Below are 11,407 nucleotides of genomic sequence, written 5' to 3' on the forward strand. Positions count from 1 at the left end.
CAATGACAGTAGCAACACGACTCATCGAGTTGTACCGAACGGGCGGCCGCGACGAACTGGCCCGCGGTATCGGCGATTGGATCGCAGTCAACCCACCAGGCCACCTGGCAGCACAACTCACCCAAACTGCGACCCTGTCGGTCGACGGCGTCAGCGCCACGATCGCCGTCGACAGCAAAGAAGACTTGTACCGCGCTCGCGGCCACGGCGAGCGAGACGTCATGGCCGATCTACTCGCGGCGATCGAGGCCGACGATGTCCTGTGGGATATCGGGGCCAACGTCGGGACGTATGCCGTCCTCGCGGCACTGACTGGCGCGACCGTCTCGAGACGCTGGGCTTCGACGTCGACGCGCCGTCCGCCAACTCCTGAAAGCTGAACGTAACTAACACTTCGCCCGTTTTGGAGCACGACGGTTCGACTCCGTCGGCGGGCCTTCGCCGTCGGTAGACGTGGGTGCGAGTCCCACCCGACGGTATCCTACACTTTTCACGCACACTATGACACCCGACCACCCACAGGTCTCGGTCGTCTGCTCGGTCGCCGGTCCAAACGACCGGCTCGAGACGGCGATCGACTGCCTGCTCGCACAGACTCATACGCCCCAAATCGTCGTCACCGTCGACGATGCACCCGACCTGGCGGCCTCCCTCGCAGACCGGTACGCCGACGCGCCGGTCGTGATCGATCACACACCAGGCGCGACTGGCCTGTCGGCGGCACGCAACCGTGGCGCGACCGTCGCCGACGGCGAGATATTCGCCTTTACCGACGCCGACTGCGAGCCGTCGGAGGATTGGGTCGCCGAACTCGTCCGGTGCTACGCTGCCCACGACGCGATCGCGGCGGGCGGCCCGGCGACGCCGGCCTGGCCCGACGACCGGCCGGCCCGTGTGCCACCGGAACTCGACTGGCTCATCGGCGCGACCCACCGCGGGTTCGCTCCCGACGGCGAGGGCATCCGCGAGGTTCGCAACACGTTCGGCTGCAACATCTCGTTCCGCGCGGACGTCTTCGACGCGCTGGGCGGCTTCGACGAACGACTCGGGAAACGCCCCGGTCACGAGATTCAGGGCGAGGAGGCCGAGTTGTGCGCCCGCCTGCGCGAACGCTTCGGCCAGGGCGTCCACTACAACCCCGACGCGGTCGTCACCCACCACGTCGACGACTACCAGCTCGAACGCCGAACGATCCTCGAACGGTCGTTCCTCCAAGGGCGCTCGAAACGCCTGCTCGCTGACCTGCTCCCCGACGCGACCGACACGGAAGCCGACTACCTCGGACGACTGCTCGGTACGTGGGTTCCAGAACGACTCACCCAAACGGTCACGGACCGCTCGCCACGGCCACTCGTCGAGACGGCCTGGCTCCTCGCAGTCACGGCCGCGGTCGGCGTCGGCTATCTGACCGGCGGCACGACGACACTCGAGACACCGACTGAGACACCACACCCGGAGGCCCAAACCCAATGACCGAAATTGCAGTCGCACACGAACACTACCTCGAACGCGGCGGCGGCGAACACGTCGCTGATACACTCGCTCGCACGTTCGACGCCGATATCTACGCCGGCCTGGTCCGCGAGGATGCGACGGCCGACGATCTCGATCCGGAACCGATCTGCGACGGCGCGTGGGCGTCGGTCATGGAGCGATCGGTGTTCGCTCGCGATCTGACCTACTTTCAGGCCTGGCGACATGCTTCCGACCTCCATGACTACGACGCGATTATCCAGTCGGGCAACAATCCTGGCTGGTACGTCCCGCAGGACGACCAAACGATCATCAAATACGTCCACTCTCCACAACGCACTCCCTACGATCGGTGGGCCAACGGTGACCCCGGAGCACTCACGCGCGCCTACGCCGAAGCCGCCCGCCAACTCTATCAAGAGACGCTTACACACCCGGACGTCTTCGTCGCCAATAGTGAGGTGATCGCCAGGCGCTGCCGGAAATACTGGGGCGTCCCCGAGGACAAACTCGAAGTCGTCTACCCGCCGGTCGATACTGAAAGCTACGGACAAGAGCACGCCACGGCAGAACCGACCTATTACTTCACGTTCTCCCGACTCTACCCCTCGAAGCGAATCGACCAGATCGTGCGGGCGTTCACGCGGCTTGACGACAGTTATCAGCTCGTGGTCGGCGGCTCCGGTCCCGACCGCGACCGTCTCGAGTCGATCGCCGACGACAGTGTTCAATTCGTCGGCTACCTCAGCGAAGCCGAGAAACGCCGCCGACTCGCGGAGTGTCGGGCCTTTATTTTCGCCGCCGAAAACGAGGATTTCGGGCTGTGTCCCATCGAAGCGTTCGCAAGCGGGACACCCGTCCTTGGCGTCAACGAGGGCTTCACGCAACACCAAATCCTCGCAGGCCAGAACGGCTACACCTTCGGACGCGACCCCGGTGACCTCGACGGAGCGATTCACCGCTTCGAGCGCGAGGGCGCGGCATGGTCGCCAACCCAACTCGAGACGTTCGCGGCCGACAACTTCGGACGTGAGCGCTTCGCCCGAGAGATGCAACGCATCGTCATGGAGGCCCGCGAACGCAGCGCCATCGACGTGTCCTACGACCGGCCACTCGAGACGACCGACGACGCACAACTGGCCGTCACTGACGGAGGGACCGATGAGTAACGCACACGCCCGCGACCGGTTACACCTCTTTTGTGGCGAGGACTACCGAGAGGAGGCGATCAACGTCGATGCCAATCCCGACGTGGACCCCGACCTCGTACTCGACTTGACCGACTACCCGTGGACCCCCTTCGAGGATGACAGTGTGACATACATCGAAGCCCGCCACGGCCTCGAACACCTGGCCGATCCGACGGCCTTTTTCGAGGAGTGTGCGCGGGTACTCCGATCAGGCGGCACCCTCGAAATCACCGTCCCGCTGGGGGTCAACGCTCGAATGGACAACGATCACGAAACGAAGTGGACCTACGAAACGCCCGAACAGTACTCCGCGCCCGATCGCCGCCCGTGGGACCCCGAAGTTCCCTTCGAGTTGGTCGACCGCAACGTTCGGACGTGGCTCGGCGGCCCACTCGCGCCACTCACGCCGCTGTTCCAAGCGGCTGCTCGCCGCTGGCCGGCGTGGGCCGCGGCCCGCTGCTACGGCGGTGAACTCACCGCGGTCTATCGGAGGGTCGAGCAATGAAGATCTCCCGAGACGGCGTCCTCCCGCAACTCGAGCCGGTCGGCAACCTCGGCCGGTGGCAAGTCCGACTCGGCGCGGCGAAACGCCTGTTCCAGCGGTCGGGCATCCTCTCGCGGATGATTACCATGTGGTCGGCCATGACGGCCGCCTACTCGACGACGCCGCTGTTACAGGATGTGTTCGGCTCGCTCATGGCCTTTCTCGTCGCCGGGACCGGCGCACTCGCGGTCTACGGCGCGTTCGACTACGTCGGACTCATGCCTGGCGAGCAAGCGTTCGGACAAACACAGAGTCAGCGATCGGAACGCTCGCCGCTCAAACGCGACACCGAAGCGATCCTCGAACGCCTTGAGACCGACGCTCCGCGAACCGACGGCGGCCAAGCGACGGTCGTCCCGGAGTGCAACCGCTGTAACAAGGCCGGCGTCCCGGGGACGCACAAAGGAGAGCGAACGATTCGGTGTCCCGATTGCGGCGAGCAACTCTTCCGGAGGATCGACCAATGAGTTTCACAGATTGGATCAACGAATCATGCGAGTTAGTTTCTGAGCAAGGCCTTCGACGTGGTGGGCGGCTTGCCGCCCAAGAGTTCGGCGTCGGCGTCGGCCGCCGCGTCGGGCAACGGATCAACTACGGCGAGTCGTTTTGGGAGCGTGGCGATTGGGACGTGCTCGTCTTACTCGACGCCTGCCGCCACGATCTCATGCAATCGGTCGCCGACGAGTGGGCGTTCCTGCCTGACGATGTGCCGTCGGTCTACAGCTCGGCGAGCATGTCCGAGGAGTTCCTCGAGCGTCACCTCACCGACGAGTATCAGGCCGAGATCGAGAACACGGCCATGGTCGCGGCCAACGCGTTCACGAGACACGATTGGGTTCACGAAGCTGGCTGGCCGCATCTCGACGAAGTCTGGACGCACAGTTGGTCGGAAGACGACGGCACGGTCCTCCCGCGGCCCGTGACGGATGCGGCGGTCGACTACTGGCGGCGTGACGATCGCCAGGCTGACCAGATGATCGTCTGGTACCTGCAACCACACGGCCCGTTCGTCCACGAGGAGTGGTCGCACGGGTTCGAGAAATCAGAAATCGGCGACGGCGCTGGCGTTCACAAATCCGTCTGGAACCGGCTTCGTGACGGTGAACTCACCGAAGAACAACTCTGGAACGGCTACCGCCGCAATCTCGAATTTGTGCTCGAGGACGTTCAGTTGCTCCTCCGCAATCTCGACGCCGAGAACGTCGTCATTTCGTCGGACCACGCCAACGGCCTCGGCGAGTGGGGCGTCTACGGCCACCCGAAGTACGTCCCCGCCCCCGCGGTCAAACGCGTCCCGTGGATCGAGACGACGGCAACCGATGCGGGCGGCTACGAGCCGGCCTATCAGGCCCGGGCCGACGAGACTGACACTGCGGAGATCGACGTCGACGAACGACTCTCGGCACTTGGCTATGCATAGGAAACTCCGATGAGAGAGCACACAATCCGGTGGACGGTCGGAGGGATTCCCCCGCCGCCAGTGGTACCACCACCGTCCTCACCTCCAGTCCCACCACCCGATACCCCTACCCGGGAGGACCCGAATCGTACGCTAACCAACCGTTCTCTGACATCAAATTCCGCTAATGAAATTTAATCGCAACACAGTCACGACGCTGCTTATGGTCGCGCTGGTCGCCCTCGCGGGCATCGGCGCGTTCGCTGGCTCCAGTGCCGCTGCCGAACCGACCGTCGACTCCGATTCGGACCTCCAAGACACCGATACGTGGGTCGACTTCAACGCCTCGGAAAACACGACACAGAAGATCAACTACACGAACACGGATGCACAGGACGGCGCACTCGTCGTCTGGGACCCCGATACGGGCGATAACGCCTCGGATGCGCAGGTTCACGCGGAGTTTGACAACTCTTCGGATGCGTTCTACGAGCGGAACGCGACCGCTGACGAGTACGGCTTCAACCTCTCGGGCGACGACTTAGAAACCGTCCCGATGGAGGCTGGTGAAAACAAGTCGGTCAAGGTCACGATCGCCAACCAGAGCGACTGGGAGGGCGAGAACGCGAATCTGACCACGATGGACGTCACGCTGGATAACACGATGGAGCGCAGCGTGATGTACATCGGCGACCACCAGGTCGAGAACGAAGCCTACGGCCTGAGCCACACGGACAAAGATCCGAAGACGGTCGCCGGTATCAACATCCCGTTCACGGGCGAGCAGGCGACCTCGCTCGATACGTCGCGGGACATCGACGGCTCGAACACGACGGTCTACGCCTACATGGCAAACGACTCGGTTGCGAGCCACTTCGACGATAACTTCGGCTCGCTCGATAGCGCCACCTGGTCCGACGATACGCTCGCCCAACTCGGCGACGACGCGGCGGTCAAGGCCTACGCGAGTTCGCTGCCCGACGACCTCGATAGCAGCACCTCGGCGCTGAAACACGATACCAGCGGCTCGACGGACGCGCTGGTCCTTGAGCTCGGCGACGAGCACGACGGCGAGTCCTCGATCGACATGCAGGTTAACTCCGACCCCGGATTCAGTGACCTGTTCAGCGCCTACGGCCTTGAGGCGTTCAGTATCGGCGGGTTCTCGCTCGGCGTGCTGTTCGTGGTCGGCGGCCGCCGTCGTCTCGGCGCGTAACGGACGCACTGTTTGCTAACTGATTCTGCGTTCGACCCGCACAGGCAGTCTTGCACTGGTTCGACTCCAGTGGCGGGTCCTTATGGCAACGCACGATCACCACGAGACGCTCGAACCGACCGAGACCGACCGCGATCGCGGACGGGCACTGGTCCCACGACTTCGCGAGGCCGGGCTGACGCTGTTCGATGCGGCGACGACGTCGCTGGATCTGCGGCCTAGTCCATCGGTCTGCCCCGATGGGGACTGGCTCTGCGATGAGGACCTCCCGCTCCGCAAGACCTGGTCCCGTCGCGGCCAGGCCGACCACATCCAACTGACTTCGGGCGGGCTCTCGGGACTGTGGACGGTCACGCACCAACTCCCTGACGGCCGATCCGAGGTGATCGCGTCGGACCTCGAGCGCGAGGCAGCCTACGCGCGCGCAGAACAGTACATGGCCGATCTCGATAGCGTCGCGCGGGCGAATCGGACCGGACGAGCGGCGGAGTAAGTAATGCAGTGCGGCCCAGCGGCCGGGACTGGCGTTCTGCAATGCGGGTTCGATTCCCGTCGGTCGCGTGCCCGGTCTCCTACCGGGCCACCAGTGGGGCTCGAGGGCGCTTTCCTCGCCTCTGGTCCTTCGCCCCCTCTCCCAACCGACCCCCCACCCTTCGTTTTCAGTACAAGACCAACCATGAAACTCAAAGATCCACACCGACGACGAGTCCTGCGGCAGACCGGCGCCACGCTCACGGCGATTGGGACTGCCGGGCTCGCAACGACGACCGCCAGCGCCCAGACCGACGACGACAGCCCGCCGGGTGGCCTCCTCGCAAGCGGGTTCGACGTCGGCAACGGCTCCATCTTCGCGTTCCTTCGAGGTTTCCGAAGTGCCCGCCAGTCGCCGCTCGCACAGACACCGTCACTCGAGAACCTCGCCGACGGGATGCGAAACGAGTTCGTCGCCAACGAAGAGCACTGGATCAACTACGGCAATTGGCTCGTCTCGGAGCACGACGAGGTCGAACCGCTCGGGACGACGACGCTCCAGGTCGACGTGTTCGAGTCGACCATCCGCGGAGAGGGCGACCGCGTCGAGACCGTCATCGAAGCTGAGTACGACGACTCGACAGAGGAGTTCACGGCGATCGACTGGCGGATTGAAGCACCAGAGAACCCTGATTATCAGGTCGGAATCAAGGATTCTCACGCCCGGCTGGCCGACGACGACCTCATGGAGTACCGACGCAAGTTCATCGACGAATCGGGCGACGGGAACCACGCAATGCCCGACGGTGAATACGTCGAAGAACTGAAGGGCCGCTACTGGGACGGCATTACGATTGGCCCCGACAGCAAGGGCGTCCTCGAGATCCTGGTCGGAGAGGTGAGTTCTAATGGTTGATATCGTCAAAGAAGCCCAAACGCAGATCGCCAACGCGATCGGCACCGGCAGCCCGGAAGAACAGATCATCGGCTCGGTCGTTCTCGCGGCGTTCGTGATTATGACCTCGAGTATCGGACTCGTCGGGACACTCATCCTCGTGCCGGTCGTCCTGCTGTTCGCGTTCCTCGGCTTCCTGCGGCTCATTCCAGCCGTCGACGACCGGTGGCCGCTGTGAGGTAATCCCATGACTCGCATTCGATCCTTGGTAGTGGTTGCGCTCCTCGTCTGTTCGCTGTTCGCGCTGCCGGCGCTGGCAGCCGACGGGACGACCGACGAGCACGTGACCGATATCGGGGCACAACACGACCTTGACTCCTCCGACGCCGTCTCGGAGTTCAACAGTCAGGGTCACACATCGACGAGACTCACTCGAATCGATATGACCGCGACCGTGGCAACGCAGAAAAGCGAGGTCGGCCTCGAGCACAAACTCACGCCGACCGACGCCGTCAACGACTACCTCCGGCTCGAGTATAACGAGGAGGCGACGCGCACGGTCCGCATCCTCATCCCAAAGGAGTATTGGACGCCGTACAAGCAGGAGGGCGTCGAATCAATCACGACAGACCACACGGCGACGTTCGAACCCGCCCGCGGCGGCGAGTACACGTCGGTCGTCCTCGAGTTTGACGGCCCGGCCGATGTCGTCCTCCCGGCGAAGTGGTACGACTCGATGAGCTACAAGGCCCTCGAGCGCGTCGACCAGCGGATGAACAAATCGGTCGGCGTCACACTTCGAGGCGACGGCTCGCAGTGGAACTACGTCACGGCAGACGAGCTCACATCGGGGCCGGGCTACGAGATCGGTACGCATTCCGACCAGCTAACCGTCCAGTACGACGCGACGCCAGACCAGCCCGAAGAAACGTGGATCAACGCGCCGCAGGGTGAATCCATGCGTCAAGACCTGTATTACTACACGCGAGACTCAGAGAACAGCACCTCGTACATCGTCTCGAAAACCGAGGACCCGCCGACGGTCCGATACAAGGTCAACGCGACATTCATGGACCGCCTTCGTGGGAATATCCGAGATATCCAGTTAATCCCGGATCGGTTTCAGGATCTCTTCGACGGAGGTGATCTCTTTGGGTAAACTACTACCAGACCCACAAATCGGCGGCATCGGCGGGATGCTCCTGTGGCTCTTTTTCATCACCATCGCGCTGACGTTCCTGTTGACGACCGGTCTCGCATCGGTCCTAATCGTCGCCGTTGTGTGGGGAGCAATCCTACTGGTGTTGTACTTCGTCCTCTCGAGAATCCTGTTCCGACTCAAGCGGGGAAGATAAGCGATGGATGCCGGATTCATCTTTCCCGCCGTCGCGACGGTGCTACTGACGCTGTTGGTGGTCTACCGCCACGGCGAGGCCGTCGAATCGGCGTACAACACGTTCGATTTCCTCCGCCGAGTTGTCGGTGCGATACTTATCGTACTGATTGCGTTTACGTTCCTCCGCAGCGGGAGCACGATGCTCTTTCTGATCGCCCTTGGCTTGATCGCCTTCGCGACCATCTGGTTTGCGGTTGAACGCCCCGACAAAGCACTCGTCTAACCATGCCACTCCATAGAGACCCACGCGACCGACTCGATGCGATCGAACGCGAACTCGATCGTGACAGCGTCGACCCCGAGGTGCGCGATCGCCTCGAGAACGAACTGCCGGAGGTGTACCAGGAGTACATCTCGTTGCAATCGGACAAAGCGTTCGACCAGCACGTCGCCAAATACGTCAGCGAAGCCTACGCGGAGAAACAGCGCGGCAATCGTGGCCCACTGTGTACGTGCTCAAACCCGACATGCCCGCTGACGAACGGCAAAATCCCGGCAAAGATCCGGTACAACGGCGACTCGGTCCTGCCCCAGAAAAGCGGCCGGAAGCGTGCCCTCGAGTACATCCACCGCCACGCCGGCGCCGAGGTGCTGCACGAAGTCCTCGATGCGTGGGACCAACGCGAGGGGAAACTGCATCGGCAAATCTCGAAGATCCACAACGAACTGCTCGAAGACCGTGCGTCTGAGCTTCGCGAGGTGCCAACTCAATGAGCAAGGCCTACGACACTGGCCCAGCCGTCACCGGGCCGAACGTCCTGTCCTATCACGAGTTTCGGACCGACGAGGAACTCGAGAATCGGCAGAAAGCGATCCGCCAGCGGATTCGGACGGCGATCGACGACGGCCACGAAGCCCAGTCGAAAGGCGAGTACGGCCAGCTTGCACGAATCATTTCGGCGGGCCTGCTGCCAGTGCTGGATATCGATCGGTACAGCCTGCGGCTGTACGACGAACGCCTGCACGACAGTCCCTACGGGTGGCATATGACCGCACTCTCGCGGTTTTTCGAGAACCAAGACCGCTATCTCACACCCGAATCCGTCGACGGGAGGGAATGGTTATCTGCACGCTCGAACCGGGGGGAAACGCCCGAAGAACACCGCCAGCGCATCCTCGATGGTGTGTTTGAAAGCCTCGAGAGCGCGGCGATCATGGAGGGCTACCTGCCCTCGCGCCTCGAGAAACAACAGCCGGTGTATGGCTTTTCGATGCAACTCGGCGAGCGGTACGTCCGGCCGGATTCGACCGCCGGCGGCACGCTTGACATTCGCGATACCGACGACGAGCTGAAAACGATCCTCTGTGCGGGCTCGAAAGGGTCGGGCAAGTCGACGGCCGTCGAGTCAATGGTGCTCGACTCCTATGCCAACGGCCACAAGATCGTGGACCTCGTCGACTTCTTCAAATCAGAGAACGCGACCTACGACCTCCCCCAACAGGAGCCGACGAACGCGGATCTGATCGAAGCCCGCGAGGCGATGGACCTCGGTGCCGGATTCGAGGACTGGGACGAGCGGCCGAACCTCGAGATCATGGCGCCACTCTCGCCCGGCCTCGAGAAAATGCAGGTGCCGTACAACGAGGACAGCGACGAGCCGGTGATGCGGCCGTTTACAATCCCGGCGTCGGATCTGACCTTCCGACAGTTGGTGATGCTGTTGCACAACACGACGCCGACTCAGGAGAATCACCTCCGATCGGCCCACCAGAAGCTCGTCAACTCCGGGCGCGACTGGACGCTGAAAGACGTTGCCGACACAGTCCGAAACAAAACCGGCGCGGGTGACTCGGTGTGCGATCGCATCGAGACGGCCCTCGAGACGGCACAAGGCAAGTCCTTCATCCGGGATAAGGAGTGTGAGCACCAACTCGACTGGTCAGACATCATGCAAAACGAGGACGTGATTACCTCGTTTACCGTCCACACCATCCGCGAGCCCTCGGACCGGCTACTGGTACTGTCGTACCTACTCGACTCGGTCTACGACGCCCGTGAGCAACTCACGCGGCACAATCTGACCGAGAACTTCGCGCCGATGACCATCGTGATGCGCGAGATGCACAAGGTCGCACCACGGAGCAAGTCCGAACAGGAGGCAGAGAGCACGATGGAGGGCTACATGATCGATACACTCTCAGAGTTGTTCGCGCTGGCCCGCCACGCGAACACCGAGATTATCGCGGACACGCAGGAGTTCAAACAGCAACTCTCATCGGAAGTATCCGGGCTGTTCGACCACATCTACTGTTTCCAAAGCCACGTCCCCGACGTGAAAAATATCTTCAAGACGCGACTCGACGACACCGACCCGGCAGAGACGATCGCCCAGTTCGAACAACCGGGGAAATGCGCGCTTGTCAACGAGGACGGCTACACCATGCCGATTCAGTTCGCGCCGCCGCCGTGTCACCACCTCGAAGCCAAAGAGGACGGTAGCGGCCTCGGAATGCGGGCTCGAGTCGACGAGACCGGCGAGAAGCTACTCCCGGCGCCGTGGAACGCGAACGTCCCGGCACGGCTCAAGTTCGACGACACGCCGGACGACCCGGTCGCGGAGTTCTGCGAGAAGTTCATCGACCAGACGAACGACATGAACGACTACGCAGTCAAAGAGTACATCACAGACACGTACAACGAGTGGGCGAAAGTCCAAGACAAGAAGATTATGAGCCACGACAAGATCCATCGGCGCGTAAAGAACCACTTCGACCTTGGGGACGACACTGATGCGAAGCCAACTGTCGACGGTGAGCGGAAGTATGCTCACCGGACACTTGTGCTTCGTGGCGAGGACGTTCCAATATAGACCACGGCCACCA

The 11,407-nt window shown here is 62.6% G+C and carries 15 protein-coding genes; all 15 read left to right on the forward strand.

The genetic code is table 11. The features are described 5' to 3' along the window. Window positions 1–2: 2 nt before the first annotated feature. The 15 genes from BMY29_RS20160 to BMY29_RS20225 all read left to right on the forward strand — a co-directional run bounded on the left by BMY29_RS20160 (window position 3) and on the right by BMY29_RS20225 (window position 11,394). Window positions 3–380 (forward strand): hypothetical protein, encoded by a 378-nt coding sequence (locus tag BMY29_RS20160; protein ID WP_143067758.1) that lies wholly within the window; start codon window positions 3–5, stop codon window positions 378–380. Window positions 381–501: 121 nt separating this feature from the next. Next, entirely contained in the window at window positions 502–1,473 is a 972-nt protein-coding gene (locus BMY29_RS20165; protein ID WP_049991472.1) for a glycosyltransferase family 2 protein, read from the forward strand. Next, window positions 1,470–2,642 carry a glycosyltransferase gene (locus tag BMY29_RS20170; RefSeq protein ID WP_049991471.1) on the forward strand — a complete coding sequence of 391 codons (1,173 nt, stop codon included), beginning with the start codon at window positions 1,470–1,472 and terminating at the stop codon, window positions 2,640–2,642. Before BMY29_RS20165 ends, BMY29_RS20170 begins: the two co-directional genes overlap by 4 nt. Continuing rightward, window positions 2,635–3,168: a class I SAM-dependent methyltransferase gene (locus BMY29_RS20175; protein ID WP_049991470.1), complete on the forward strand. Its 534-nt coding sequence runs from the start codon at window positions 2,635–2,637 to the stop codon at window positions 3,166–3,168. Before BMY29_RS20170 ends, BMY29_RS20175 begins: the two co-directional genes overlap by 8 nt. Beyond that, window positions 3,165–3,674: a hypothetical protein gene (locus tag BMY29_RS20180; RefSeq protein ID WP_049991469.1), complete on the forward strand. Its 510-nt coding sequence runs from the start codon at window positions 3,165–3,167 to the stop codon at window positions 3,672–3,674. Before BMY29_RS20175 ends, BMY29_RS20180 begins: the two co-directional genes overlap by 4 nt. Continuing rightward, window positions 3,671–4,627 (forward strand): hypothetical protein, encoded by a 957-nt coding sequence (locus BMY29_RS20185; protein WP_049991468.1) that lies wholly within the window; start codon window positions 3,671–3,673, stop codon window positions 4,625–4,627. Before BMY29_RS20180 ends, BMY29_RS20185 begins: the two co-directional genes overlap by 4 nt. Window positions 4,628–4,829: 202 nt before the next feature. Beyond that, window positions 4,830–5,822 carry a hypothetical protein gene (locus BMY29_RS21805; RefSeq protein WP_049991467.1) on the forward strand — a complete coding sequence of 331 codons (993 nt, stop codon included), beginning with the start codon at window positions 4,830–4,832 and terminating at the stop codon, window positions 5,820–5,822. Window positions 5,823–5,904: 82 nt separating this feature from the next. After that, window positions 5,905–6,315 carry a hypothetical protein gene (locus BMY29_RS20195; RefSeq protein WP_049991466.1) on the forward strand — a complete coding sequence of 137 codons (411 nt, stop codon included), beginning with the start codon at window positions 5,905–5,907 and terminating at the stop codon, window positions 6,313–6,315. Window positions 6,316–6,498: 183 nt separating this feature from the next. Further along, window positions 6,499–7,209 carry a hypothetical protein gene (locus BMY29_RS21545; protein ID WP_241471315.1) on the forward strand — a complete coding sequence of 237 codons (711 nt, stop codon included), beginning with the start codon at window positions 6,499–6,501 and terminating at the stop codon, window positions 7,207–7,209. Beyond that, window positions 7,202–7,426, forward strand: a complete 225-nt coding sequence (locus BMY29_RS20205; RefSeq protein ID WP_049991465.1) for a hypothetical protein — start codon at window positions 7,202–7,204, stop codon at window positions 7,424–7,426. Before BMY29_RS21545 ends, BMY29_RS20205 begins: the two co-directional genes overlap by 8 nt. Before the next feature lie 9 nt (window positions 7,427–7,435). Beyond that, window positions 7,436–8,347 carry a hypothetical protein gene (locus BMY29_RS20210; protein ID WP_143067759.1) on the forward strand — a complete coding sequence of 304 codons (912 nt, stop codon included), beginning with the start codon at window positions 7,436–7,438 and terminating at the stop codon, window positions 8,345–8,347. After that, window positions 8,340–8,543, forward strand: coding sequence for a hypothetical protein (locus BMY29_RS20785; protein WP_143067760.1), 204 nt, complete (start codon window positions 8,340–8,342; stop codon window positions 8,541–8,543). The genes BMY29_RS20210 and BMY29_RS20785 overlap by 8 nt, the downstream gene beginning before the upstream one ends. Window positions 8,544–8,546: 3 nt before the next feature. Continuing rightward, window positions 8,547–8,807 (forward strand): hypothetical protein, encoded by a 261-nt coding sequence (locus tag BMY29_RS20215; protein ID WP_049991463.1) that lies wholly within the window; start codon window positions 8,547–8,549, stop codon window positions 8,805–8,807. A gap of 2 nt (window positions 8,808–8,809) precedes the next feature. Continuing rightward, complete coding sequence (locus BMY29_RS20220) at window positions 8,810–9,298, forward strand: hypothetical protein (protein ID WP_049991462.1); 489 nt, start codon at window positions 8,810–8,812, stop codon at window positions 9,296–9,298. Then, window positions 9,295–11,394: a hypothetical protein gene (locus tag BMY29_RS20225; RefSeq protein ID WP_049991461.1), complete on the forward strand. Its 2,100-nt coding sequence runs from the start codon at window positions 9,295–9,297 to the stop codon at window positions 11,392–11,394. The genes BMY29_RS20220 and BMY29_RS20225 overlap by 4 nt, the downstream gene beginning before the upstream one ends. Window positions 11,395–11,407: the final 13 nt, after the last annotated feature.

Source organism: Natrinema salifodinae (assembly GCF_900110455.1).
Lineage (GTDB): Archaea > Halobacteriota > Halobacteria > Halobacteriales > Natrialbaceae > Natrinema > Natrinema salifodinae.